23 protein-coding genes are annotated in these 25,831 nt (G+C 65.9%); 11 read left to right on the top strand and 12 right to left on the bottom strand.

Annotated elements, in window-relative coordinates:
- Positions 1–245: 245 nt before the first annotated feature.
- Positions 246–713: a SixA phosphatase family protein gene (locus tag ACUJB0_RS24330; RefSeq protein ID WP_444847478.1), complete on the bottom strand. Its 468-nt coding sequence runs from the start codon at positions 711–713 to the stop codon at positions 246–248.
- A gap of 45 nt (positions 714–758) precedes the next feature.
- On the bottom strand, positions 759–2,855 hold the full coding sequence (ppk1, locus tag ACUJB0_RS24335) for a polyphosphate kinase 1 (RefSeq protein ID WP_444847479.1): 2,097 nt from the start codon (positions 2,853–2,855) through the stop codon (positions 759–761).
- A 295-nt stretch (positions 2,856–3,150) separates the two neighbouring features.
- Here ppk1 and pstS point away from each other — a divergent pair, with 295 nt between their 5' ends.
- The 7 genes from pstS to phoR all read left to right on the top strand — a co-directional run bounded on the left by pstS (position 3,151) and on the right by phoR (position 9,809).
- Complete coding sequence (pstS, locus tag ACUJB0_RS24340; RefSeq protein ID WP_444847480.1) at positions 3,151–4,197, top strand: phosphate ABC transporter substrate-binding protein PstS; 1,047 nt, start codon at positions 3,151–3,153, stop codon at positions 4,195–4,197.
- A 149-nt stretch (positions 4,198–4,346) separates the two neighbouring features.
- Positions 4,347–5,345, top strand: a complete 999-nt coding sequence (pstC, locus tag ACUJB0_RS24345; RefSeq protein ID WP_117009869.1) for a phosphate ABC transporter permease subunit PstC — start codon at positions 4,347–4,349, stop codon at positions 5,343–5,345.
- Positions 5,342–6,211: a phosphate ABC transporter permease PstA gene (gene pstA / locus ACUJB0_RS24350; protein WP_444847481.1), complete on the top strand. Its 870-nt coding sequence runs from the start codon at positions 5,342–5,344 to the stop codon at positions 6,209–6,211. Before pstC ends, pstA begins: the two co-directional genes overlap by 4 nt.
- Positions 6,212–6,244: 33 nt before the next feature.
- A complete protein-coding gene (gene pstB / locus ACUJB0_RS24355) occupies positions 6,245–7,045 on the top strand; it encodes a phosphate ABC transporter ATP-binding protein PstB (protein ID WP_117009871.1) in 801 nt (266 codons plus the stop codon).
- Between the two features lie 37 nt (positions 7,046–7,082).
- The gene (gene phoU, locus ACUJB0_RS24360; RefSeq protein ID WP_008447308.1) at positions 7,083–7,796 is read left to right on the top strand and encodes a phosphate signaling complex protein PhoU; all 714 of its coding nucleotides are present in this window, start codon (positions 7,083–7,085) and stop codon (positions 7,794–7,796) included.
- A 10-nt stretch (positions 7,797–7,806) separates the two neighbouring features.
- Positions 7,807–8,496, top strand: coding sequence for a response regulator (locus ACUJB0_RS24365; protein WP_117009873.1), 690 nt, complete (start codon positions 7,807–7,809; stop codon positions 8,494–8,496).
- The gene (gene phoR, locus ACUJB0_RS24370) at positions 8,496–9,809 is read left to right on the top strand and encodes a phosphate regulon sensor histidine kinase PhoR (protein ID WP_444847482.1); all 1,314 of its coding nucleotides are present in this window, start codon (positions 8,496–8,498) and stop codon (positions 9,807–9,809) included. Before ACUJB0_RS24365 ends, phoR begins: the two co-directional genes overlap by 1 nt.
- 4 nt (positions 9,810–9,813) lie before the next feature.
- On the opposite strand, the gene ACUJB0_RS24375 is transcribed toward phoR, so the two are convergent.
- Positions 9,814–10,671, bottom strand: coding sequence for a CPBP family intramembrane glutamic endopeptidase (locus ACUJB0_RS24375; protein ID WP_444847483.1), 858 nt, complete (start codon positions 10,669–10,671; stop codon positions 9,814–9,816).
- Positions 10,672–10,727: 56 nt separating this feature from the next.
- Complete coding sequence (locus tag ACUJB0_RS24380) at positions 10,728–11,540, bottom strand: MipA/OmpV family protein (RefSeq protein ID WP_444847484.1); 813 nt, start codon at positions 11,538–11,540, stop codon at positions 10,728–10,730.
- Between the two features lie 181 nt (positions 11,541–11,721).
- Between ACUJB0_RS24380 and ACUJB0_RS24385 the strand changes: the two genes are divergently transcribed.
- Positions 11,722–12,384 (top strand): glutathione S-transferase family protein, encoded by a 663-nt coding sequence (locus ACUJB0_RS24385; protein WP_444847485.1) that lies wholly within the window; start codon positions 11,722–11,724, stop codon positions 12,382–12,384.
- A gap of 7 nt (positions 12,385–12,391) precedes the next feature.
- Here the strand turns inward: ACUJB0_RS24385 and ACUJB0_RS24390 are convergent, their stop codons facing one another.
- On the bottom strand, positions 12,392–12,925 hold the full coding sequence (locus ACUJB0_RS24390; RefSeq protein WP_444847486.1) for a phasin family protein: 534 nt from the start codon (positions 12,923–12,925) through the stop codon (positions 12,392–12,394).
- Positions 12,926–13,176: 251 nt separating this feature from the next.
- Between ACUJB0_RS24390 and ACUJB0_RS24395 the strand changes: the two genes are divergently transcribed.
- Positions 13,177–15,072 carry an FAD-dependent oxidoreductase gene (locus tag ACUJB0_RS24395; RefSeq protein WP_444847487.1) on the top strand — a complete coding sequence of 632 codons (1,896 nt, stop codon included), beginning with the start codon at positions 13,177–13,179 and terminating at the stop codon, positions 15,070–15,072.
- 6 nt (positions 15,073–15,078) lie between these two features.
- Here the strand turns inward: ACUJB0_RS24395 and ACUJB0_RS24400 are convergent, their stop codons facing one another.
- Positions 15,079–16,389 carry a M24 family metallopeptidase gene (locus ACUJB0_RS24400; RefSeq protein ID WP_444847488.1) on the bottom strand — a complete coding sequence of 437 codons (1,311 nt, stop codon included), beginning with the start codon at positions 16,387–16,389 and terminating at the stop codon, positions 15,079–15,081.
- A 119-nt stretch (positions 16,390–16,508) separates the two neighbouring features.
- Between ACUJB0_RS24400 and ACUJB0_RS24405 the strand changes: the two genes are divergently transcribed.
- Together ACUJB0_RS24405 and ACUJB0_RS24410 are read left to right on the top strand one after the other, a co-directional pair.
- Positions 16,509–17,555 carry an RNA-guided endonuclease InsQ/TnpB family protein gene (locus ACUJB0_RS24405; protein ID WP_444847489.1) on the top strand — a complete coding sequence of 349 codons (1,047 nt, stop codon included), beginning with the start codon at positions 16,509–16,511 and terminating at the stop codon, positions 17,553–17,555.
- A gap of 124 nt (positions 17,556–17,679) precedes the next feature.
- Positions 17,680–18,453, top strand: a complete 774-nt coding sequence (locus tag ACUJB0_RS24410) for an alpha/beta fold hydrolase (RefSeq protein WP_444847490.1) — start codon at positions 17,680–17,682, stop codon at positions 18,451–18,453.
- Between the two features lie 15 nt (positions 18,454–18,468).
- On the opposite strand, the gene ACUJB0_RS24415 is transcribed toward ACUJB0_RS24410, so the two are convergent.
- Genes ACUJB0_RS24415 through ACUJB0_RS24440 form a run of 6 tightly spaced genes read right to left on the bottom strand, consistent with a single transcriptional unit; the run spans position 18,469 to position 25,707 of the window.
- Complete coding sequence (locus ACUJB0_RS24415; protein WP_444847491.1) at positions 18,469–20,277, bottom strand: MFS transporter; 1,809 nt, start codon at positions 20,275–20,277, stop codon at positions 18,469–18,471.
- An 11-nt stretch (positions 20,278–20,288) separates the two neighbouring features.
- Complete coding sequence (gene nagA, locus ACUJB0_RS24420) at positions 20,289–21,395, bottom strand: N-acetylglucosamine-6-phosphate deacetylase (protein WP_444847697.1); 1,107 nt, start codon at positions 21,393–21,395, stop codon at positions 20,289–20,291.
- Positions 21,392–22,159, bottom strand: coding sequence for a DeoR family transcriptional regulator (locus ACUJB0_RS24425; RefSeq protein ID WP_444847492.1), 768 nt, complete (start codon positions 22,157–22,159; stop codon positions 21,392–21,394). Before ACUJB0_RS24425 ends, nagA begins: the two co-directional genes overlap by 4 nt.
- A 33-nt stretch (positions 22,160–22,192) precedes the next feature.
- Positions 22,193–23,548: a D-tagatose-bisphosphate aldolase, class II, non-catalytic subunit gene (locus ACUJB0_RS24430; protein WP_444847493.1), complete on the bottom strand. Its 1,356-nt coding sequence runs from the start codon at positions 23,546–23,548 to the stop codon at positions 22,193–22,195.
- A 25-nt stretch (positions 23,549–23,573) separates the two neighbouring features.
- Positions 23,574–24,590: an ROK family protein gene (locus ACUJB0_RS24435; RefSeq protein WP_444847494.1), complete on the bottom strand. Its 1,017-nt coding sequence runs from the start codon at positions 24,588–24,590 to the stop codon at positions 23,574–23,576.
- Positions 24,577–25,707, bottom strand: coding sequence for an SIS domain-containing protein (locus tag ACUJB0_RS24440; protein ID WP_444847495.1), 1,131 nt, complete (start codon positions 25,705–25,707; stop codon positions 24,577–24,579). Before ACUJB0_RS24440 ends, ACUJB0_RS24435 begins: the two co-directional genes overlap by 14 nt.
- Positions 25,708–25,831: the final 124 nt, after the last annotated feature.

Below are 25,831 nucleotides of genomic sequence, written 5' to 3' on the forward strand. Positions count from 1 at the left end.
GCGGGTCCGGTCCGGACACGCCACTGGCGCCGATGCTGCTTCAATGAAGCCTAGGCTATTCGTGATAGCGGTCGATCAGTTTATGTTTGCTGCCGCGCGTTTCCTCGATGATCTCGTACACTACCAAGGCAATCATCCCGCCGAAAATGCCCATCGCGAGCAAGGTGAACATGGTAGCCCTCCCTCAAGTTGTTACGATTAAACTTTAGCAGAAGGGTGCCGCTTTACAAGCCCAGCGGAAACTTTTATTTCACCACCAGGTCCGCCGCCATCACCGCCTTGAGGTAGACGCTCATGGCGTCGCCGGGCACGCGCTGGGCAAACCACCAGGCGCTGGCCTTGCGGATGTCCCACTCCAGGTCGTCTCCGGTTAGCAACAGCGAGGCCGCCTGGCCCAGCGTCGGCTGGTGGCCGACCACCAGCACCGTATCCTTGTTGGCCGGCCAGTTGGCGGCCTTGAGGATGTCGGACGGATCGGCCCCCGGTGCCAAATCGCTGTGGATTTTGAACTTGCGGCCCAGCGCCTCGGCCGTCTGCAAGGTGCGCAGCGCCGGGCTGCTCAGGACGCGGCAGCTGTCGGGCAGCTGCGAGTCCAGCCACTGGCCCATGCGGCGCGCCTGTTTCTGCCCCTTGGCCGTCAGCGCCCGCTCCAGATCGGCCATGCCCGCTTGCGCTTCTTCGGCTTCGGCATGCCGCCACAAAATGAGATCCATATTTTTCTCCCCAACGACATGTGAAAAAAGATCCCCGGTCCGTCCTTATTCTCCCAGATGGGCGCCGCGCATGCCCAGCGTGTCCATCAGGTGCTGCTGGGCGCTGAAGGGCATCTGCTTGCCGCGCGGCTTGCGGCGCTGGTAGTGGCCGTCCGCTTCCAGTTCCCAGGCGTTCATATTGTCCTTTAAATACGGATTCAATCCCTCGTTCAGCACGCGCCGCTTGAGCGCCTTGTCCAGCACGGGGAAGGCCACCTCGATGCGGCGGAACAGGTTGCGGCTCATCCAGTCGGCGCTGGCCAGCATGACGTCGTGCGCAAGATCGTTGCGGAAATAATAGATGCGGCTGTGTTCGAGGAAGCGGCCGATGATCGAGCGCACCTTGATGTTCTCCGACAGTCCCGGCACGCCGGGCTTGAGCATGCAGGCGCCGCGTACGATCAGGTCGATCTTGACGCCGTCCTTGGAGGCGGCGTACAGCGCGCGGATCACCGATTCGTCGACCAGTGCATTGATTTTAACAATAATCCGCCCCGGCCGCCCGGCGCGCGCGATACGCGCCTCATTGCGGATCGCCTTGATGATCTCGTTGTGCAGCGCGAACGGCGCCAGCCACAGGTGCGTGAGCCGGTGCGGCTTGGTCAGGCTGGTCAGGTGGATGAACACCTCGTTGACTTCCTGGCTGATGCCCGGATGGCAGGTCAGCAGGCCGAAGTCGGTGTAGAACTTGGTGGTGGTCGGGTGATAGTTACCGGTGCCGAGGTGGGCGTAGAAGCGCAGCTTGTTTTCTTCGCGGCGGATCACCAGCGCCACCTTGGCATGGGTCTTCAACCCGACCACGCCATACACCACCTGGGCGCCTGCCTGCTCCAGTTTGTCGGCCCAGTTGATGTTGGCCTCCTCGTCGAAGCGCGCCTTCAGCTCCACGATCACCGTCACTTCCTTGCCCGACTGCGCGGCCAGGATCAGCGACTCCATCAGGTCCGAGTTCATGCCGGTGCGGTAGATGGTCTGCTTGATCGCCACCACCGCCGGGTCGAGCGCGGCGCTGCGGATGAAGTCGATCACGGTCTGGAACGACTGGTAGGGGTGGTGCAGCAGGATGTCGCCGTCGCGCAGCGCGGCGAAGATGTCCGGGCTGCCCGGCTTTTGCGCGATGCCGGGATAGAACGGCGGGAAGCTCAGCGCCGGGTTGTTCACATGGTCCATGATCTCGGTCAGGCGCACCAGGTTGACCGGGCCGTTGACCGCGTACAGCCGGCTCTGGTGCAGGCCGAACTGGTCGAGCAGGAATTGCGACAGCTCGGGCGGGCAGTTCTTGGCCACCTCCAGCCGCACCGAGGTGCCGAACTGGCGGCCCTGCAGCTCGCCCTTGAGCGCCTGGCGCAGGTTCTTGACCTCGTCCTCGTCGACCCACAGGTCGGAGTCGCGCGTCACGCGGAACTGCGAATAGGCGATCACCTCGCGGCCGGCGAACAGGTCGGAGATGTGGGCATGGATGATGGACGACAGCAGGCAGAACGACACGCCGCCGCTCTTCGACAGATGGTCGGGCAGGCGGATCACGCGCGGCAGCACGCGCGGCGCCTTGACGATGGCGATCGCCGTGCCGCGGCCGAAGGCGTCCTTGCCGGACAGCGAGACGATGAAGTTGAGGCTCTTGTTAACGACTTGCGGGAAGGGGTGGGCCGGATCGAGGCCGATCGGCGTCAGCAGCGGGCGCACCTCGGTGTCGAAGTATTCCTTGACCCAGGCGCGCTGCGCCTCGTTGCGTTCGTTGTGGCGCACCAGGTGCACGCCGTTGGCGGCCAGCTGGGGCAGCACTTCCTGGTTGAGGATTTCATACTGGTGGGCCACCAGCGCGTGGCACTCGGCGCTGATGCGCGACAGCGTGGCCACCAGCGCCGGGTGGTTGGACAGCGAACCCTCGACGCTGCCGGCCGCCAGCAGGCTGGCCACGCGCACTTCGAAGAACTCGTCCAGGTTGCTGCTGGCGATACACAGGTAGCGCAGGCGCTCTAATAAAGGGATGCTTTTATCTTCGGCTTGCGCCAGCACGCGCCGGTTGAACATCAGTTGCGACAGTTCCCGGTCCAGAAACGCGGAGTTCTTGTTTACTTCAGCATGCAAGTCAGGCTTCATGTCTTTTTGTTCACTTTGCAGGTAGTCTCATTCTAGCCTGTATCGCGGCAGAATGATGCAACAGTGTAAATAAGAAATATGACAAGTCCATGACATCGTTTGTCATAAATGACGTGGACGGCGCGCCGATTATGACAACGCCAGCGTAATATATAGCGGCACATGGCCTGTTTCCATAGGGGAGAGGGCTGCGGCATAACTATTTTTGACATATTTCGGTCATGTCATAAACCTGTCATATAGTCCCGGTAGACTGCGCAGCATCCTAACCTGTCATAAACCAAAAGGACCTGTAATGCGACTCAAACAACTGATCTCTTCCCTGGTAGTAGGTGTGTCTGCTGTTATGGCATTCTCCTCCGCCGCCTCCGCCGCCGATATGACCGGCGCCGGCTCCTCGTTCATGTACCCGATCGCCGCCAAGTGGGCCGATATGTACAAGAGCGCCTCGGGCAACGTGCTGAACTACCAGTCGGTGGGTTCGGGCGCCGGCATCAAGCAGATCAAAGCCAAGACCGTGGACTTCGGCGCCTCGGACAAGCCGCTGAGCGCCACTGAACTGGACGCCGAAGGCCTGATGCAGTTCCCAGCCATCATGGGCGGCGTGGTCGCCGTGGTCAACCTGGACGGCATCACCCCGGGCCAGATGAAACTGACCGGCCCGCTGATCGCCGACATCTACCTGGGCAAGATCACCAAGTGGAACGACGCCGCGATCGCCGCGCTGAACCCAGGCGTGAAGCTGCCAGCCGAGGAAATCACCGTGGTGCACCGCGCCGACGGTTCGGGTACCACCTTCCTGTTCACCGACTTCCTGTCGAAAACCAGCCCTGAATTCAAGACCAAGATCGGCGCCGACGCTGCCGTGAAATGGGCCGTGGGCGTGGGCGGCAAGGGCAACGAAGGCGTGGCCGCCAACGTGCAGCGTATCAAGGGCGCGATCGGCTACGTCGAGTGGGCTTTCGCCAAGAAAAACAAGATGTCGCACACCCAGCTGAAAAACAAGGACGGCAACTTCCTGCAGCCTGACGACGAGTTCTTCAAGGCCGCCGCCGCCAACGCCGACTGGGCCAAAACCCCAGGCTTCGCCGTGGTGCTGACCGACCAGCCAGGCAAGAACGCATGGCCGATCACCGGCGCGACCTTCGTGCTGATGCACAAAGCCCAGGCTGACGCAGCCAAAGGCAAGGAAGTCGTCAAGTTCTTCGACTGGGCCTTCAAGAACGGCGCCGCCGCCGCGACCGATCTGGACTATGTACCGATGCCAGCGTCGGTCGTCAAGCTGATCCAGGATTCCTGGAAAGCCAACCTGAAAGATGCATCGGGCAAGGGCATCTACTAATCGGGACCATCCCTTCGCCGCCGGCAATTGGCGGCGAGGGGGTTAGCCTGCGCCGCCCGACCGGGCGCCGCAGGCTAGCTTACATCAACGAGACAACCATAATGAGCGCTGATATCACTTCCACGCCCCTGACCAAATCGGAGCCGCTTATGCAGGCCAGCACCGCCCAGGCAAGCGCAGCGGAGCACGCCGCGTTGCGCGCCCTGCAACGCACCATGCGCAACCAGCGCATCCAGGATTTCATCTTCCACAAGACCACCATGCTGTTCGCGCTGTCCGTGCTGGCGGTGCTGCTCGGTATCATCATCTCGCTGGTGGTGGGCGCCTGGCCGGCCTTCAAGGAATTCGGCCCGGGCTTCATCACCACCGTCGAGTGGGATCCGGTCAATGAAAAATACGGCGCGGCGATCGCCATCGTCGGCACGCTGGCCACCTCCGGCATCGCGCTGTTGATCGCCTTCCCGGTCAGCTTCGGCATCGCGCTGTTCCTCACCGAAATCTGCCCGGCCGGCCTGCGCCGCCCGCTGGGCACGGCGGTCGAGCTGCTGGCCGGCGTGCCGTCCATCATCTACGGCATGTGGGGCCTGTTCGTGTTCGCGCCGCTGTTCGGCGACTACGTGCAGCCGCTGCTGAAAAACACCCTGGGCCACCTGCCGATCATCGGCCAGTTCTTCAGCGGCCCGACCATGGGCATCGGCATCCTGACCGCCGCGCTGATCCTGGCGGTGATGATCATCCCCTTCATCTCCTCGGTGATGCGCGACGTGTTCGAGATCGTGCCGGCCGTGCTGAAGGAATCGGCTTACGGCCTGGGCTGCACGCGCTGGGAAGTGGTGCGCAAGATCGTGCTGCCATACACCAAGACCGGCGTGGTCGGCGGCGTCATGCTGGGCCTGGGCCGCGCGCTCGGCGAGACCATGGCCGTGACCTTCGTCATCGGCAACGCCAACAAGCTGTCATGGTCGCTGTTCGCGGCCGGTAACTCGATCGCCTCGACCCTGGCCAACGAATTCGCCGAGGCCGACACGCCGCTGCACACCTCGTCGCTGTTCGCGCTGGCGCTGATCCTGTTCGTCATCACGTTTATTGTTCTGTCCTCCGCCAAGCTGATGTTGGCGAGCATGTCCCGCAAGGAAGGCGTCAAATGAAGCAAGCTACCACTTCGCCGGTCAATCCGGTCTACCGCAAGCGCCTGCTGGCGCACCGCGTCGGCATCGCCCTGTCCGTGCTGGCGATGTCGGTCGGCCTGCTGGTGCTGGCCTGGATCCTGGTCACGCTGGCCGTCAAGGGCTTCGGCGCGCTCAACCTGCACCTGTTCACGCAGCCTACCCCGTCGCCGGGCAGCGAGGGCGGCGGTGTCTCCAACGCCATCCTGGGCAGCCTGATGATCGTCGGCCTGTCCACGCTGGTGAGCACGCCGATCGGCATCCTGGCCGGCATCTACCTGGCCGAGTACGGCGAGGAAAACAAGATCGCCAGCCTGACCCGCTTCGTCACCGACATCATGCTGTCGGCGCCGTCGATCGTGATCGGCATGTTCGTGTGGGCGCTGTACGTGGCCACCGTCAACCACTACTCGGGCTACGCCGGTTCGCTGGCGCTGGCGCTGATCGCGATTCCGGTCGTGGTCCGCACCACCGACAACATGCTGCGCCTGGTGCCCAACAGCCTGCTGGAAGCGGCCTTCGCGCTGGGCGCGCCGCGCTGGAAGGTGGCCATGCTGGTGCGCCTGCGCGCCGTCAAGGCCGGCGTGATCACCGGCGTGCTGCTGGCCGTGGCCCGCATCTCCGGCGAGACCGCGCCGCTGCTGTTCACCGCGCTCAACAACCAGTTCTTCAGCGCCGACATGAACCGGCCGATCGCCAACCTGCCGGTGGTGATCTACGGCTTCGCCATGAGCCCGTACGACAACTGGCGCGAGCTGGCCTGGGGCGGCGCGCTGCTGGTGACCTTCAGCGTGCTGGCGCTGAACATCATCTCGCGCACCCTGTTCAGCCAAAAAGTCCCGAATTAAACCTGCGAATTAAACTGATAAAAGCGATCAATAATGAATACGCAACTGAGCCAAGAGAATGTGGTGCCGATGAACGGCAAACGTAAAACCATCGAGATTTCGGGTCTGAATTTTTTCTACGGTAAAACCCAGAGCCTGACCAACGTCAACCTGGACATCCACGAGAAGCAGGTCACGGCCTTCATCGGCCCGTCGGGCTGCGGCAAGTCGACCTTGCTGCGCACGCTCAACCGCATGTACGACCTGTACCCGGGCCAGCGCGCCGAGGGCTCGATCATGTACCGCGGCCGCAATATCCTGGAAGAGGGCCAGGACGTCAACATGCTGCGCGCCAAGGTCGGCATGGTGTTCCAGAAGCCGACCCCGTTCCCGATGTCGATCTACGACAACATCGCCTTCGGCGTGCGCCTGTACGAAGACCTGTCCAAGGGCGAGATGGACGAGCGTGTGGAATGGGCGCTGAAAAAGGCCGCGCTGTGGACCGAGGTCAAGGACAAGCTGAGCAAGTCCGGCCTGTCGCTGTCGGGCGGCCAGCAGCAGCGCCTGTGCATCGCGCGCGGCGTGGCGGTGAAGCCGGACGTGCTGTTGCTGGATGAGCCGACCTCGGCGCTGGATCCGATCTCGACCTCGAAGGTGGAAGAGCTGATCAGCGAGCTCAAGCAGGACTACACCATCGCCATCGTCACCCACAACATGCAGCAGGCGGCGCGCTGCTCGGACTACACCGCCTATATGTACCTGGGCGAGCTGGTGGAGTTCGGCGAGACCGACCAGATCTTCATGAATCCCGCGCGCAAAGAGACGCAGGACTACATCACCGGCCGCTTCGGCTGATCGCACTTATAATAGCAAATCGACTACGGAGAGCAGCATGATCGGTGAACATTCATCCAAACAGTACGACAACGAACTGGAAGCCATACGCAGCAAGGTGCTGCTGATGGGCGGCATCGTCGAGACCCAATTCCTCGACGCCATGACCTGCTTCCGCATCGGCAATCCCGAGCGCGCCGACCGCGTGATGCGCGAGGACGACGCCGTCAACCAGCTGGAAGTGTCGCTGGACGACGCCTGCAGCCACCTGATCGTGCGCCGCCAGCCGGCCGCCAACGACCTGCGCACCATCATGGCGACCATCAAGGTCATCACCGACCTGGAGCGCATCGGCGACGAGGCCACCAAGATCGCCCGCACCGCCAAAGCCCTCCACGCGCGCGGCGCCGTGACCGTCAACCACTACGAGATGGTGCGCGGCATCGCCAACAACACCAGCGACATGCTGCACGACGCGCTGGACGCGTTTGCCCGCAACGACGGCAAGCAGGCGCTGCAGTTGATCGCCCAGGACGCCGTGATCGACCACGAGTTCCGCTCGATCATGCGCAACCTGATCACCTTCATGATGGAAGACCCGCGCACCATCTCGGCCGCGCTCGATACGCTGTGGGTGGCCAAGGCCATCGAGCGCATCGGCGACCACGCCAAGAACATCGCCGAATACGTCATCTACGTCGTCGAAGGCAAGGACATCCGCCACACCAAGACCGCACCGATACCGGACGACGTGCCGGCGCAAGCTGAGTAAATAAGAGAACATGGCATCTGATAAAACCACCGTACTGATCGTCGAGGACGAGCCAGCCATTGTCGAGCTGGTGACGTTCTCGCTGCGCGAAGCGGGCTGGAACTGCTGCGCAGTGCAAAGCTGCGCCGAAGCCTGGGACTTCATCCAGACCAAGACCCCCCAGCTGATATTGCTGGACTGGATGTTACCCGACCAGACCGGCCTGCGCCTGCTGGCGCGCATCCGCTCCGACCGTCAGTTCAATGAAATCCCGGTCATCATGCTGACCGCCAAGAGCATGGAAGAGGACAAGCTGGCCGGCCTGAACAGCGGCGCCGACGACTACGTCACCAAGCCGTTCTCGCCGCGCGAGCTGCTGGCGCGCGCCAAGGCGCTGCTGCGCCGCAAGAGCCCGGAGCACGCCCAGGCCACCATGCGCGCGGCCAACGTCATGCTGGACCCGGTCAGCTGCACGGTGTCGATGGACGAGCAGAAGATCGACATCGGCCACGCCGAGTACAAGCTGCTCAAGTTCCTGCTGGCCCATCCCGAGCGCGTGTTCTCGCGCAGCCAGCTGCTCGACAAGGTCTGGGGCGACCATGTGGTGATCGAGGAGCGTACCGTCGACGTCCACGTGCTGCGCCTGCGCAAGGCCTTGAAGGAGGCCGAGCATCTGATCAAGACGGTGCGTAGCGTGGGCTACATGCTGTCGGAGAAATAATGAATCCTAAACTGGTGTTCTGGGTGCCGGCGGCGCTGCGCACGGCCATCATCCTGGCGGGCTGCGCGACGCTGGGCTGGATGTTCGGCTGGATCCACGGCCTGGTGCTGGCGCTGCTGGCCATGATGGTGATGGTGTTCGTGCAGCTGACCTACCTGTACCAGCTCAGCAACTGGATGGACGATCCGCAAAGCGCCAAGCTGCCCGACGGCTGGGGCGCGTGGACCAACATCTTCTCGCGCCTGTACCGCATGCGGCGCGACGACGAGAAGAACCAGGCCGAGCTGACCGAATGGCTGGCGCGCTTCCGGCAGGCCATGCACCTGCTGCCGGATGGCGTGGTCATCATGGACGACGTGCTGTTCCTGGAGTGGTGCAACCCGGCCGCCGAGAAGCACCTGGGCCTCACGCACGAGCGCGACAAGGGCATGCGCGTGACCAACCTGGTGCGCAGTCCGGATTTCATGGACTACATCATCCTCGGCCGCTACGAGCAGCCGCTGACGATCAGCTTCCGCGAGCGCAAGCTGATCGTGCATATCATCCCGTTCGAGAACCGCCGCCAGATCCTGGTGACGCACGACGCCACCGAGACCGAGCGCATCGAGGAGATGCGGCGCGACTTCATCGCCAACGCCTCGCACGAGCTGCGCACGCCGCTGACGGTGATTGTCGGCTTCCTGGAGATCGCCGCTTCCGAGGGCCTGGACGCGGCAACGCGCTCGGCGCACCTGAAGCTGATGACCGAGCAGGGCCACCGCATGCAGCACCTGATCGAGGACATGCTGACCTTGTCGCGGCTGGAGTCGGTGGATTATCCGATGCGGCCGGAGCAGGTCGACGTGCCCAAGCTGATGGAACAGGTGCTGCGCGACGCGCGCGCGCTGTCGGCGGGCAAGCACGAGATCACGATGTCGGTCAACGGGCCGGACGTCATGGGCAGTTACGAAGAGCTGCACAGCGCCTTCGGCAACCTGGCGTCGAACGCGGTGCGCTACACCCCGGCCGGCGGCAAGATCCACCTGGTGTGGCGCGAGTTCGAAGGCGGCGTCAAGTTCCTGGTGGAAGACACCGGCATCGGCATCAGCCCCGAGCACATCTCGCGTCTGACCGAACGTTTCTACCGCGTCGACAAGAGCCGCTCGCGCGAGACGCAGGGCACCGGCCTGGGCCTGGCGATCGTCAAGCACGTGCTGCTGCGGCACGGCTCGACCTTGCAGATCCGCTCGGAGGCGGGCAAGGGCAGCACCTTCATCGTCTGCCTGCCCAAGACCGCCATCGTCCACGCGCAGCCGGAGCTGTTGCTGAACTAGGCGCTCACGGATAGCTGAAGAAAACGAAGTGCACGGCGTTGAGCGCGAAGTGCACGAGGATGGGCGCCTCGATGCGCTGCGTGGCGTGATACGCGTAGGCATAGCCCAGGCCCGCGAGCGCGGCCAGCCCGGCGTACACGGGGCCGCCCGCCAGATGGGCGGCGCCGAACAGCAGCGCCGAACAAACCAGCGCCACCCACGAACCGTAGCGCAAGCCCGACAGCGCCGACGCCAGCCGCGCCTGTACGAAGCCACGGAAGAAAGCCTCCTCAGCCACCGCGGTAAAGCACAGGTTCACCGCGAGGAAGGTCAGCGTCAGCGACGACACCTTGAACGCCGGATGCACGAAGCCGGCGCCGGTAGCGGCGCCCATCACGGCCGCCACGGTAAGCAGCAGCACCGGCCAGGTCTTCTTCAGCGCCGCGCTGAGCTCCGGCCACGACGTCGCGCGCCGGCAGATGAAGGCCAGCAGGATCAGCCCGACCGCGCCCTTGTCGAAATTCGCATACTGCGTGAACGGCTTGCCGCCCTCCGAGAACACGACCCCCGCGATCACCACAGGATTGTTAAAGCCCGGCAGCTTGTGGATCGCCAGCGCGAACGCCAGCACCAGCGTGAGCACGCCGAACACTATCCGCAGAAATTTTTGGGAGACGCCATCCGTCAGCCAGGCCGCGCCGGCGAACAGGGCCAGCGCCACCAGGGCGGGCGCCTGCAGCACGCCGGCCTGCCAGCCGCACAGCAGCGCGGCGGCAAACACGGCCTGCCATGGGGCGAAAGGACGGCGCGACGAGGGTTGAAGCCAGACGGCCCCCACGGACAGCGCGAGGGCGACAAAGGTAAGCAGTGTGAGTAGAGGCATTATTGAAGGAACCGGTGAGTTGAGTTTCCTTCAATAATATCATCGGGCTAAGCCGCTTAGAATTTATAGGCGATGCCTGTCATCAGCATCGGCGTGGTCTTGCGCTTGGTCAGCGGGCTGTCGGCGGCGTCGCCGGTCAGATGCGAGAAGCCGGCGGCGGAATGCACCGACCAGTTCTTGTCCAGCACGTGGTTCCAGTTCACGCCCATCGTGACGTTGGTGAAGCCGGACTTGGGGGTGTAGGCCTGGTAGCCCGAGTTGGCGCTTTGCGCGGCGGTCACGCCGAAATAGGTTTGCATGTGCTTCTTGTCGGCGTACTCGGTCGAGGCGCTCAGGCCGACCTGGTCGCTGGCGGTGGTGTACAGCGGCATCGACGCGCCCAGGCTGTAGGTGGCGCCGTGGTCGCGGTGCGCCAGGTTCTGCGTGGTGCTCAGGCTCAGGCCGACGGTGCCGACCTGGTAGCTGGCGGCCAGCACGGCCTGCGCCGCGCCTTCGATGTCGCCCATGCCCTTGAGGGCGTCGGAGCCGTCGAAGATGTTGCGCTTGTGGTCGGCGCGCGCGCCGCCGTAGGTCAGCGCCGCGCTCAGGCCGACGCCCGAGACGCTGGTCTGGAAGCCCGCGCCGCGCATGGTGCTGATGAAGAAGCCATTGTCGAAGGTGCGTTCGAGGTAGGGCAGCGGCACCACGCGGCTCTTCTTGGCGCCCGCGTATTCCGGCACATAGGCCAGGCCGGCGCCAAGGGTCAGGCTGTCGCCGGCGGCGGGCGCGGTCTGCGGGCCCGACGAGGACGGGAGTTCGAGGGCGTCGGCGTAGCAGTTGCTGCTGACGGCACAAAGAGAGGCGAGAGCGAGGGTGGCGGCAAGGCGCATGGAAGATCCTGTGGTGTGGTGGTTCGGAGGTCCGCCGGCGCTTGTTTGAGGTGGCCCGGCGATGACGGAGCGCAGTGTCGCAACATTTCCTGTCCGCCGCTATCAGCTTGTCTGAAGTATCATCTGCTGAATTCTTTGGTACCGCGCGGCGGTGCCTGACACTGGAAACCCGGAGCCGACCATGTCCCTGACCCTGTACTACCACCCGCTGGCCTCGTTCTGCCACAAAGTGCTGATCGCGCTGTACGAAAACGCCACGCCGTTCGACAAGCGCCTGATCAACCTGGGCGAGGAGGGCGACCGCGCCGAGCTGGAGGCGATCTGGCCGCTGTGCAAATTCCCGGTGCTGCGCGACCACGAGCGCGGCCGCGACGTGCCGGAGACGTCGGTCATCATCGAATACCTGGATCGCTACTTCCCCGGCCCGCAGGACCTGATCCCGGCCGACTGGGAGGCGGCGCTGGACGTGCGCCTGTGGGACCGCTTCTTCGACCACTATGTGCAGGAGCCGGTGCAGACCATCGTCGGCGCCCACCTGAGCGGCATGCAGTGCGACCAGACCAGGGAGCGCACCAAGCTCAAGACGGCGTACAAGATGATCGAGAAGCGCATGGCCACGCGCCGCTGGATGTGCGGCGAGGAGTTCAGTATGGCCGATTGCGCGGCGGCGCCCGCGCTGTTTTACGCCGCCACGCTGCTGCCGTTCCCCGAGGAATACCAGCAGCTCAACGACTACTTCGAGCGGCTGGTGACGCGGCCCTCGGTCAAGCGGGTACTGGACGAGGCCAAGCCTTACTTCTCGATGTACCCGTTCGTCGAAGACATCCCGGAACGGTTTTTATAGCCGTCGTTCAGTTCTTGTTGCCCTTGTCGTCAGCGCTCTGCATCGAGGCCGGCTGCGCCATCGAACCGTTTTGCGCCGCCATGTTGGCGAACTGGCGCGATTGATCGTGGATCTCCTTGGCCACCGCCGTCTGGCTGCGCAGGTGCTGGTCGGCCTGGGCGGCGGCCTTCTGCGTGACCGCGGCCGCCAGCTCGGAGGCGGTGCGGGCCGTCTGCGGCGCATGCTGCTGCACCACCTGGTTGATGCTGGCCTGGAAGTCGGTCGCGATCTGGTTCACCTGCTGCTGCCAGTCTTGCACCTTCTGCATCAGCTGGTCGGCGCCAGGGACATCGGCGGTGGTGCGCTCGCCGGGCGGAGTCAGCAGCGCCGTGCGGCAGGCTTCGGTGGAAGCCTGGAGCCAGTCCCTGCCGAACTGCAGGTTCACATCGGACAGTTGGCGCACCGATTGCAAGGCGGCGAGGGTCAGGTCGCTGAAATAGTCGATACGGGCTTCCACGTGATTCTTTGCCGCTGGCGAAATGGTTTCCACAAACGAATTCATGTACTTCTCCTGGTGGGTGTGGGGCCAAACTTTGCGTGCTCGCGCAGGCGCTCTGGCCGGACGCCTGCGTACTTATCTTCGCAGGTCGCGCGGCTTTTTGCCACCCTGGAGCTTGCAGGCATGATTCGTTAAGCGAGGTCAACAGAATATCCGCTTCGCCCCGCGCCTGTCCGTCTCGCCACATAGCGATGGACCCGCGGGCGGCCGCTGCGCTAAGGTGGCGTTGTCTCCATCAAACATGAAAGCCACCCATGAAAAGAAGAAGCCTGCTCAAGTCGATGGCGGCCTTGCCGCTGATGTCGCTCACCACTTTGCCTGCCTTGAGCGCCGCGCGCACCGCGCCGCGCCGCCGCGTGCGTCCGGGCGACGCCGGCTGGCCGTCGGCCGCCGCGTGGAAGCAGCTGGGGCAGCGCGTCGATGGCCGCCTGCTCAAGCTGGACGCGCCGTTCGCCGCCTGCGCCGGGAGCGCCGCCGCGCCGGCCTGCGTGGCCGCGCTGGAGCAGCTCAACAATACCTACGCGATCGGCGACCAGCCGGCGCTGACCCAGACCAGCGGCTGGCTGGACGCCTGGTCCTCGCAGCCGAGCGCCTACGCGGTGGCCGCGCGGACCACGGCCGATGTGGTGGCGGCGGTCAACTTCGCGCGCGAGCACAATCTGCGGCTGGTGGTCAAGGGCGGTGGCCACAGCTACCAGGGCACGTCGGACGCGCCCGATTCGCTGCTGGTGTGGACGCGCCAGATGAATGAGGCCACCTTGCAGCCGGCCTTCGTCGCACAGGGCTGCGACGATGCGCCGCAGCCGGCCGTCACGCTGGGCGCGGGCGCGATGTGGATCGATGCCTACGACGCCGTCACCACGCGCGGCGGGCGCTATGTGCAGGGCGGCGGCTGCACCACGGTCGGCGTGGCGGGGCTGGTGCAGAGCGGTGGCTTCGGCAGCTTCTCGAAGAACTACGGCACCGCCGCCGCCGGCCTGCTGGAGGCCGAGGTGGTGACCGCCGACGGCCAGGTGCGCATCGCCAACGCCCGCACCAATCCCGAGCTGTTCTGGGCCTTGAAGGGGGGCGGTGGCGGCAGCGTCGGCGTGGTCACGCGGCTGACGCTGCGCACACGCGAACTGCCGGAGAACTTCGGCGCGGTGTTCTTCACCATCAAGGCGGCTTCGGACGAGGCTTACCGCGCGCTGATCGCGCAGGTGGTGGCGTTCTACGCCAGCGCCTTGTTCAATTCGACGTGGGGCGAGCAGATCGGCTTCAACACCGGCAACACGGTGGATGTATCGATGGTCTTCCAGGGACTGGACCAGAAGCAGGCGGAGGCGGTGTGGGCGCCGTTCCTGGCCTGGCTGGGCGAGCGGCCCGAGTATGCGCTGGAACAGCCGTTCCGCGTGGTGGCGCTGCCGGCGCGGCAGTTCTGGAACCTGGCCTTCTTCAAGAAATACGCGCCGGGCTTCATGCTGGCCGACGAACGTCCCGGCGCACCCGCGCACCACGGCGTGTGGAAGGGCGACGCGGCCGACGCGGGCTGGTTCATCCACGGCTATCAGTCTGCGTGGCTGCCGGCCACCTTGCTGGCGGCCGAACAGCAGGCGCAGTTGACCGACGCGCTGTTCCGCGCCACGCGGCACTGGCGCGTGGGCCTGCACTTCAACAAGGGCCTGGCCGGTGCCTCGGCCGCCGACCTGGCCGCCGCACGCGACACGGCCATGAATCCCGATGTGCTGGGCGCGTTCGCGCTGGCCATCATCGCCGGCGGCGACGGCCCGCGCTATCCCGGCATGCCGGCTGCGGCGGACGCGCAATCCTCGCAAGGTGCGCGAGCCGGGCAGGGCGCACAATCCGCGCAAGGCGCGAAAGCGGCGCACGGCGCGCAGGCGGCCGCACAGGCGGCCGCGCAGCGAGGCCGCGAACGGGCCGCCGCCATTGGCCGGGCGATGACCGCGCTGCGCCAGGCCGCACCGAAGGCCGGCTCCTACGTGTCGGAAAGCGACTACTTCATCACCGACTGGCAGCACGCGTTCTGGGGCGCCAACTACGAACGGCTGGCGCGCGCCAAGCGGCAGTACGATCCTGAGGGCCTGTTCTTCGTGCGCCACGGCGTCGGCAGCGAGGCGTGGAGCGACGACGGCTTCACCCGCAAGGCCTGACGCTTCTCACTGCGCCACAGGAGAAGGGCGGCGCGGCACCAGCAGCAGCTCCTGCTGGCGCCCGCCGATGTAGCGCACGCCGGCCTGGTCGAAGTACGCGTCCTCCTCCAGCATCATGCGCACCGGCTGCGCGTAGCCCTCGATGGCCGTCGCCGCACTAAGCTCGATCGAGTACGCGGTGCGGTGGCGCAGCGGCTCGTCGCCGCTGCCAGGCACGCCGCCCTGCATGTCCCACATGCCGATGGTGGGGCCGGCCGCGTGGCCGTGGTAGCCGATCGGATGGGTGTAGATGACCGGGTTCAGGTTCTCGGCGCGCCCCTGCGCCAGCGCAGCCGCCAGCACCTGGTTGCCCGTGCGTCCCTGGCGGAACTGCGCCGTCAGGATATCCTGCAGACGATTGGCGCGCGCGAAGGCCTGCACCAGCGCGGCCGGCGCGGCGGTCTCGCCGGGCTTGAGCACATAGGCATGCTGCTGCACGTCGGTGTTCAGGCGCAGGTAGGTGATGCCGATATCCACATGCAGCAGGTCGCCGGGCAGGATCACGCCACCATCCGGCTGGTCCTTGCCCTGGCGCTGGATCTCCACCGACGGATGGAACCACGTGTCGTAGCCCAGGTCGCGGATCTTCTGGCGGAACCACCACACCACATCCTCGCTGGTGGTGACGCCGGGTGTGATCACGCGTTCCGAAAAACCTTCGTCGATGATCCGGTGTGTGGCCTCGATCATCTGCGGATAGATCCGCATCTCGCTGTCGGTGCGGGTCTCCAGCCAGCGCACCGCCAGCGGCTCGGCCGACACCACCCGGGCGCGATACTCGGCCGGCAGCGCCTGCAGCAGCTCGATGTAGTCGGTATGGTCGATGCCATCGGCGTGGCCGAAATGGCGCGAGGTGTCGAGCGCGATCTTGTGCGGCTTGCGCTGCCGGACCAAGTCCGCCAGCGCAGCCCACTGATCGGGGAACTTCTTCATGTCCCACGCCGCCGCGATGCTGTCGCCGACGTTGTAGCGCGCCACCGCCAGCCGCTCCACGCGGCCGCTGGACGGATCGCGGTAAAACAGCAGCACCGTGCGGCGGCGCGCGTTGAGCCACTCGGCCGGCAGCATGGTCTTCAACACCGGATCCTCGTTGTACTCGCGCGAGACCACGATCCACATATCGATGCCGGTCTGCGCCATCATGTCCGGCAGCAGCTTGTCGAAGCGTTCGGCCAACAGCTGGTTGATCACGGCCGCCTGTTCGCGCAGCGGCAGCACCTGCGCCGGCGCATGCGCGGCGGCCAGCAGCAGGGATAGGGCAAGGAGATATTTTTTCATCAGATTTGTTCCGAGAAACCTCGTCCTTTTGGGCGAGGAGTGAAAGGAACCGACTCCGCAGGAGTCGATGCGAGGGACAAAAATACGGAACTCAAGCGTTCCGCTATGGTCAAACATGTATGAAACTGGTTTACCGATATCGCGTCAAATCCTTGAGCGGCCTGCTGAACCAGCAAGCACGGACGGTCAATTTCGTCTGGAACTACTGCAACGATCGACAAAAGGACGCGTTGCGTTTCGGTCGGCGCTGGCACACAGGATTTGACCTGATCAAGCTGACCACTGGCTGTTCGAAGGAGCTTGGCCTGCATTCGGGCACGGTCAACGACATCTGCCAGCGTTACGCCACCTCGCGTGCCACGTCGCATCGGCCTTACTTGCGCTATCGTGGCCGCAAAGCGATGGGCTGGGTGCCGTTGAAGGGGCGTGAACTCAAGCGCGAAGGCAACGCGTTCCGGTTCGCCGGCCGCACGTTTCGCGTGTTTTACTCGCGCCCTCTGCCGGAAGGGAAAATTCTCGATGGCACCAACTTTTCGCGCGACCGTCGCGGCAACTGGTTCCTCAATATTGTCGTCGAGGTAGAACCTGCACCGGTCCGTGCCCCCGTGCGTGGGGGCGGCATCGATCTGGGCCTGAAGACATTGGCGACATTGAGCGACGGCAGCGCCATCGAGGCGCCTCACTTTTACCGGGAAGCCGAGGCGGCGCTGGCGTGTGCCCAGCGCGCGCGCAAGAAACGGCGGATCAAAGCCATCCACGCCAAGATCGCCAACCGCAGACTCAATTTTCTGCACACCCGTACCAGCGCGATCATCGCCGCCTTCGACTATATCGTGGTCGGCAATGTCAACGCGCAGGGGCTCGCCAAAACCAGCATGGCGAAGTCGGTTTACGATGTCGGCTGGTCGTCCTTCCGTACACAACTGGCGTACAAGGCTGTTAAGCATGGCGCCTGGTTCGAGGAAGTCGACGAACGTTTCACCACCCAGGTCTGCTCGCATTGCGGCGCTTTGCCCGATACGAGGCCGAAGGGTATCGCAGACCTTGGAGTAAGAGAATGGTGCTGTAGCGATTGCGGTGCTGTACATGATCGTGATCGAAATGCTGCGGTCAATATTCTCCGTCGCGGACGTGCGACGCTAGCAGTAGGAATCTCCGCTCTTTAGGGCGGGGAGGACGTCAAGCGCTTATTTGAACACAGCGCGCGGCGAAGTCAATCAGCCAGTTGCACGCTTGCCAAAAAAATATGCCTGCGCTAGGCTTGAGACCATGTCCACTCAAGGAGGAACCATGACGTCGATTTTCTATCTGCACGGCGGCCCTGGCATGAGCGTTGAAGTCGAACGCACGCGCTACCCGCAGGCGCAACAGGTGCAATGGTGGCAGCAGCCGCCGGCCACGCCGTGTGCGCCGCATCCCTATCTGGATTTGCTGGAAGCCGCGCTGGTCGAATTTCGCCGCAGCGTGAAGGAGCACGGCGCGCCGATGACGGTGATGGCCAGCTCCTTCGGCGCGCACCTGGCCACCCATTTGGCGCAACACGCGCCCGAGTCGGTGGAGCGCGTCGTGCTGCTGGCGCCGACCTACAATCCCGAACAGGCCGCGCTGCGCCTGGCGCGGCGCGCGCTGGCGCTGAATGCCGGCCATGCCGATGCGGACAAGGTGACGGCGGCGCTGGCCGCTTTCGACGCGGCACCGGGCCGCGCGCGCTTCTGGGACGTGTTCGGCGCGCTGCAACTGCTGCCGGACGTGCCGGCCCTGTATTTCGGCCCGCAGGCGGGCGACGCGCCGCGCCATTTCGTCGAGGTGCTGCAGCAGCCGGGTGGGTTCGACGGCGTGAGCGCGGTCGCCATCTCGGACGATTTCGCCGCCACCTTCCGCGCGCCGGGCCGCAGCGCTTTCAACGGTCCCGTGTCGGTGCTGTTCGGCCGCCACGACCCGATGATCGACGCCGAACACGATGGCCCGCTCTGGCGCGCCATCTTCCCGCAGGCCAGCCTGCGCATGGTCGACAGCGGCCACTTCCCACTGCTGGAAACCTCGCTCGAAGCCTGCCTGGCCTGAGCGCGGCCAGGTCGACTAGGCTGATTGGCGCCGGCGCGAGAAGTGCGCCTCGATCTCCTCCAGCGTCTTGCCCTTGGTCTCGGGCAGCAGGAAGGCGGCGGTGAGGAAGTACAGCAGCGCGCAGCCGGCGCCGTAGAAGAACAGCGTGGCGTAGCCGTACTGGCCGACGGTCGGCAGGAACACCGCCGCGATCACGGTCGACACGAACTGGTTGATCAGCAGCGCCACGCTCATGCCGTTGGAGCGTATGCGGTTGGGCATGAGCTCCGACAACGCCAGCCACACGCACACTCCGGGGCCGACCGCGAAGCTGGCGACGAACAGGCAGATCGCCAGCGCCACCTGCCAGCCGTGCGAGGCCGGCGGCACCGCCGAGAGGTGCGCCTGCTCGATGCGCAGCGGCGCGCCCACCGCTTCGGCCGGATCGGCAAACGGATTCAAATGCAGGCGGCGGAAGAAGGCGCCGATCACGCTATCCGCCTGCACCGTGTCCTCGCGCGCGACGCGCAGCAGCGGCAGGGCAGGATCGTCGCTGCGGCGGCTCTGCACATTGGTGAACGGGCCGTAGGAATAAGCGATCGACAGCTGCATGGCGGCGCTGTCGGCCGGTGTTGCGCCCAGCGCGCGCAGGGTCTCCGGATCGAGGTGCAGTTCCAGGACGTCGCCATGGGTGCGCGCCTGCAGCATGGCGGAGACGTCGCGCTGCTCGCCCTCGACGCTGCGGAACAGCAGGCCCGCCATCACCAGCGCCACCACGATGCCGCCGGTGCCGAGCATCATCAGGAACTTGCGGCCCTTGCGATCGACCAGCGCCACCGCCACCACCGTCAGCACCGCGTTGAGCACCTTGAGCGCAACGTCGGCCATGTTGGCGGTGGCGCCGGGCAGGCCGGCCTGGTTCAGGATTGTGACCACATAGGCCAGGATGGAATTGATGCCGGTCGCCTGCGTCAGCGCCAGCACCAGGCAGGCCAGCAGGAAGGGCAGCACATAGCGGCGGCTTAGCAGGCGGTCGCCATCCGCCGCGCCGCCGTCCGCCGCAGCTGGCGACAGCGCCTGTTCGATCTCGCGCAGCTCCGCATCCGCCTCGGCGGCGGGACGGGTGCGCAGCAGCGCCGCGCGGGCCTGCGCGATGTGGCCCTTGCGCGCCAGCCAGCGCGGCGACTCCGACAGCAGCAGGCCGCCCAGCGTGAACACCAGGCCAGGCGCAAGGCACATCCAGAAGATGCTGCGCCACGCGTGATCCTTGGCCGCGAACACCGCGCCGGCACGCGCCGCCGCTTCCAGGCTCTGTGCTGCGGCGGTGGCGGTTTCCACCTCGCGCGCCTGGAACAATCCGATCAGCGCGGCCGCCACCAGGCCGATGGTCAGCAGCAGCTGGAACAGCGCCGCGCCGCGCCCGCGATGGCGCGCGTGCAGACACTCGGCCAGGTACAACGGCACCACCACGCCGATCAAGCCGCCGCTGATGCCCTGCAGCAGACGGCCCAGCATCAGCGCCAGGTAGCCGTCGGCCAATGCGATCAGCGGTATGCTCGCGGTGAACAGAGCACCGGCCAGCACCATCGCCGCGCGCCGTCCCACCAGGTCGGCCAGCGCGCCGGCGAACAGCGACGACAGCACGGATCCCAGCAGAACAGCCGCCACGATAAAGCCCAACTGCTGCGCGCTCAGCTTCCACGCCACCGACGCCGTCGATTCCAGATAGGGCAGGGCGCCGGCGATGATGCCGACGTCGATCCCGTACAACAGCCCTCCCATCCCGGCTATGAACAGCAGAAAGCCCATGGCGCGGGCGGGGGCGTTGGACAGGGTGGCTTGCATCGGGACTCCGTTCAGTGGGAAGTAAGATCGACGGCCTGGCCCTCAACGAAGACGGCCACCGGCTGCAGATCGGCATTGAGGACAACGATGTCCGCCCAGGCGCCCGGCGTCAGGCGGCCCCGTTCCGGTTCGCCGATGTAGTCGGCGGGGTAGAGCGACAGGCGGTTGGAGGCGTCGGCCAGGTCCAGCCCGAGGCCGACGAAATTGCGCAGCGCCTGGTCCATGGTCAGCACCGAGCCGGCCAGCGAGCCGGTGGCCAGCCGCACGCAGCCCAGGCACTTGTAGACGCGCTGGCTGCCCAAGCCATACTCGCCGTCCGGCATGCCGGTGGCCGAGGTGGCGTCGGTCACGCCATAAAGGCGCGGGATGGCGCGCAGCGCCGCGCGGATCGCGCCCTCGTGCACGTGCTGCAGGTCGGGGATGATCTCGGCGTATTCGGCATGCGCCAGCGCGGCGCCGGCGATGCCGGGATGGCGGTGGTTGAGCGCCGTCATGCCGTTGAACAGGTGGGTGAAGCCGGCCGCGCCGGCGTTGAGCGCCGCCACGCCGTCCTCGTAGCTCCCATTGCTGTGGCCCAGCTGCACGCGGATGCCCATCTGCTTGAGCATGGGGATCAGGTCCAGGTGGCCGTCCACTTCGGTGGCAATGGTCAGCGCGCGGATCGGCGCCAGCTCGTGGTAGCTGCGCACCAGTTCCAGGCTGGCCACCGCCACTGCGTCGGCCGGCTGCGCGCCCAGCTTGTGAATGCTCAGGAACGGGCCTTCCAGGTGCACGCCCAGCACGCGCGCGCCGCCGGCCGGACGCTCGGCGATCACGCCGGCCAGGCCGGTGAGCGCGCGGCGGATCGAATTGTCGGTGGCCGTCATGGTGGTGCCCAACAGCGCCGTGGTGCCGTGGCGCGCATGGCTGCGCGCCACCGTGGCGCCGGCATCGCCGCCCTGCATGATGTCGACGCCGGCGGCGCCGTGCACGTGCAGGTCGATGAATCCGGGCAGGATGGTCAGGCCGGCGTCGGCGTGCGCGTCGGCCTGGATGGACTGGATGCGCTGGTCGAAGGCGATGCTGCCCGTGATCCAGCCTTGAGGGGTAAGGATTTTGCCGCTGATTGACACTGTTATTCCGCTATCAGGAGTTCGATGCCGGCCGCCAGCAGGCCGTCGCGGTATTCCGCGTTGATGCTGGCGTCGGTAATGACGGTATGGACGCGGTCCAGCTGCACGATGCGGTGCAGGCTGACACGCCCGAATTTGGAGGCGTCGGCCAGCACGATGATCTTCTTGGCGCGCTCCACCATCTTGTGGTTCAGGCTAGCCTCGGCCTCGTGGTGGGTGGTGACGCCGAACTGCAGGTCGAGGCCATCGACACCGAGGAACAGCTTGTCGAAGCTGTAGGCCTGCAGGCAGGCCTCGGCCTGCGTGCCCTGGATCGACAGCGACTGCTTGCGCAGCAGGCCGCCCGTCAAAATCAGGTCGACGCCGGGAGCGTCGGCCAGTTCCCACGCGATGTTCAGGCCATTGGTCATCACCGTCACGTTCTGCGCCTCGTGCAGGTGGCGCGCCAGCGAGATGGTGGTGGTGCCCGAATCGATGATGATGTTATCGCCCGGCTGCACCATGCGCGCGGCCCAGGCGCCGATGCGCTCCTTCTGTTCGTGGTTCAGCGCGTCCTTTTGCGGGATGGTCTGCTCGGGTGGCGGCGTGCGCGCCAGCGTGGCGCCGCCGTGGCTGCGCGTGGCCAGTCCCTGCGATTCGAGCGCACTGAGGTCGCTGCGGATGGTGACGGCGGACACGCCCAGCTGGTCCACCAGCGCGGCCACCTGGACCGAGCCGTGGCGGGTGAGCGCCTGCAGGATGGAGGCGCGGCGTTGACTGGTATTTCGCATTGTTCTGCTGTCAGATGATCAAAGATGTCGAGCTTAACAGATCGCGGCCGCGCTGCCAGCAGGCGCGCCGGCATTTGACGCGGAATCGTGGGCGTTGTTGCGGTTGCAGGCACGCGCATATTGCGCCAGCACGCGGCCGATTTTATGCTCCAGCAGCGCTCCGGCCCTGGCGGCCAACTGGCCTTGCAGGACCTGCAGGTATTGGTCCGGCAGGTGTTGGCTCAGCAGCGACAACTGGATCGTCAGCGCATCGAGGTTGGCGCACAGGCGCTCGACGGCGGCCGTCACCGCCGGCTCGCCCCAGTAGTAGCGGCAGCGGTCACTCAGGCCGTAGCGGCGCAGCAGGCGCTGTTCGGCGCCGCTGCCGGGATAGTGCTTGGCCCAATGCTTGGGCTGCGCCAGCATGGTCTCGTCCAGCACCTGCATCAGGCGCGAGGCCCGGCCGGCGGGCACTAGCTCCTCCTCGATGCGGCACAGCGCCTGCAGGCCTTCGCGCAGCGCGAAGGTGGCGGCCGGGCCGACCTTGAGGACGGCGAAGTGGTCGCGCACCATTTCGTGCAGCGCCGATTCGCGCTGGTAGTCGGTGGAATGGGCCTCGAACACCAGGCCCGGTTGGCCGGCCACGAAGGCCGACAGCGCGCTTGCCTGCGCCGCGTCGTAGTGCTGGATCTGGCTGTGGTCGAAGTCCACGCCCGGCTGTACCACCATGGCGATCACGCGGCGCCAGGCATCGTGCAGTTCCATCGCGAAGAAGGCCAGGCGGTGCACGTCCAGCGTGCGCGCGGCGGCCTTGGGCGAGGTGACCGCGCCGGCCTGCGCCAGGTTCGCTTCACCGCCGGGGATAGGGACTTCGGTGCCGATCACGTACACCGGCGGCGGCAGGCCGGCTTGTGCGGCTGCTTTTTCCGCCACGGCGCACAAACGCGCGGAGCGGGCGGCGATGGTCTCGTCGCTCAGGTGCTGCGGATCGTCGGCGCAGCGCATGCTGCAATCGAGGTGGATCTTGTGGAAGCCTGCGGCGGCGTAGGCGGCGATCAGTGTCTCCGCGTGCTGCATGGCGGTGGCCGCGTCCAGGTGCTGCCAGGCGTTGGGGCCGAGATGGTCGCCGCCCAGCACCAGTCGCTCCGACGGGAAGCCCTGGTCCCGCGCCAGATTGTGCACGTACTCGTGGAAGGCGGACGGCGTCATGCCGGTGTAGCCGCCGAACTGGTCGACCTGGTTCGAGGTGGCCTCCACCAGCAGCACGGTGCCGTAGTCGGACGCCACCCGCATCGCCGCGCGCAGCACGCTCGGATGGCTGCAGCACACGCTGTACAAGCCGACGGCCTCGCCGCGCCGGTGGGCGGCGACGATTTGCTGGACGGGGGACAGGGATTCGGTAGTTTTCATGGTCGCTGGCTTGGTCGGTGATGAGTCAGGGTTTGGCGAATTGCTGGCGTGCGAGCAGGGCGGCGCCGCGCGCGCCGCCGGCGTCGCCGAACTTGGGCGGCAAAATGGGCGGAACGCGCACGCCGGGGAACAGGTGGCGACGCATCGCGGCCGGCAGCTGGTCGTACAGGTGGGCCAGTTGCGACAGGCCGCCGCCCAGCACGATCGCGTGCGGGTCCAGCGTCAGCACCAGCGTGGCCAGTGCGTGGCCCAGCAGGTCGGCGTGCAGCGCCATGGTCTTGGCGGCGATGGCCGAACCGGCCCGCGCCTGCGCCACGATGGCCGCCGGCGTCTCGTCGCCGCCACCGAGGTGCAGATGCAGCCGGCTCATGCCGGGGCCGGAGACATAACGTTCCAGGCACCCGCGCCGTCCACATGGGCAGTCCAGCACCGGCAGCGCGGCGGCCGACTGTGGCGCCAATTGCTGCGACATCTGCTGCGCCTGTGACGGTGCAGGTTGCGGCGGCATCTGCGGCATCAATTGCGAAGCCGGTAGAGGCCAGTGGCCCCATTCGCCGGCCACGCCGTTGGCGCCGCGCAGCAGGCGGCCGTCGACGCAGTAGCCGCCGCCGGCGCCGGTGCCGATGATGGCGCCGAACATGGTCGACTGGCCGTGCGCCGCGCCGCCTTGCGCTTCCGACAGCGCGAAGCACTGGCAATCGTTGCCGACAGCGACCGGCCGCTCCAGCGCATCCTTGAGCGCATGCGCCACGGCGCGGCCATTCAGCGCCGGCACGTTGGAGCTGAGCTGGCGCCCGGTGGCGCTGTCGATCACACCGGGCAGGCCGATGCCCACCGGCGCGCGCAGGCCCAGGGCCTTGTCGGCGCGGCCCACCAGGCCCTGGATCGCCAGCAGGAACTCGGCGAAATCGGTACCCGGCGTGGCGATGCGTTCGCGGTGGACTTCTTTCAGTTCATGGCCTTCTTCGGCAAACGCCACCAGCTCGATCTTGGTGCCGCCGATGTCGATGCCGTGATAGCCGCGTGGTTCAGAATTCGTCATGGCGGTAGATGGTGACGCCCTGCACGACACGATTCACGGTGCCGCCGGCGAAAGGATTATCGGGACGCAGCTGCAGCAACGCCGACTGGTGCAGCGCATACTGCTGCGCCATCAGCAGCCACAAAGGCGCCAGCCACGCATCGGGCCAGGCCGGCGCGTCGATGCCGATGTCGGCGCCCGCGCCCACGGTCAGGCAGCGGCCCGCCACCTGGTCGCGCTGAAGCTCCAGCAGCAGGTCGTGCTCATAGCGGCGCGACAGCGGATCGGAACTGCGGAACAGCACCACCAGCGTCTCGGCGTTGAGCGCGGCCTTGGGGCCGTGGCGGAAACCGAGCGCGCTGTTGGCCATCGCCAGCACGCTGCCGGCGGTCAGTTCGAGGATCTTCAGCGCCGCCTCCTTGGCCAGCGCTTCCAGCGGACCGCTGCCCAGGTAGACCACGCGCGACACGCGCTGCGCGGCCAGTTCCGCCACCGGCGCCGACCACGCGGCCAGCGCCTTCTCGCCCAAGGCGGCCAGCGTGTTGAGACGCTCCGGCTGGAAATCGGGATCGAGCACGCACAGCGCCGCCAGCAGCATGCAGGTGAAGCTGGAGGTCATGGCGAAGCCACGGTCGCAGCTGGCGGCCGGCATCATCAGGTTGAAGGCGTCGCCATCGGCCTGCGTGGCCAGCGCGCCGTCGGCGTTGCAGGTGATGTTGAGGAAGCGCGCGGTCGGCACCATGTCGCGCACCAGTTGAACCGCCGCCGTACTTTCCGGGCTGTTGCCGCTGCGGGCGAAGGATACCACCAGCGTCGGCGCGCTGCGCTCCAGGTACAGCGCCGGATGCGTCAACAGGCTGGTGGTGGAGATGGCGCGCACCTGGCACGGCCAGGCCGCGTTGATTTCGTCGGCGATAATCTCGCCCACATAGGCCGAGCTGCCGGCGCCGGTCAGGATCACGCGCTGCTGCGGATTGACCAGGGTGTCGCCGAGGAAGGCGGCGATGCTGTCTTTTTCGGCGGCGAGATGCGCCGCCAGCTCGCGCCAGAGGGCTGGCTGATGGACGATTTCTTCGGCGGTATCAAGGCCGCCGATATCGCGCCAGGCTTGGGGGGCACGCTGGAGTAGGTTGGTCATCGAAAGAATTAGTCTGGTTAAGTCATCGAAAGAATAAGGTCTTATTTTCGAAATGTCAAATTCGAAAGCAAAAAGAAAGTTGCGAGAGTAACGTGCTATCGCAAGCTGTACCGATTTAGCCACG

This window comes from Duganella caerulea, assembly GCF_040362985.1.
Classification (GTDB): domain Bacteria; phylum Pseudomonadota; class Gammaproteobacteria; order Burkholderiales; family Burkholderiaceae_D; genus Rugamonas; species Rugamonas vulcania.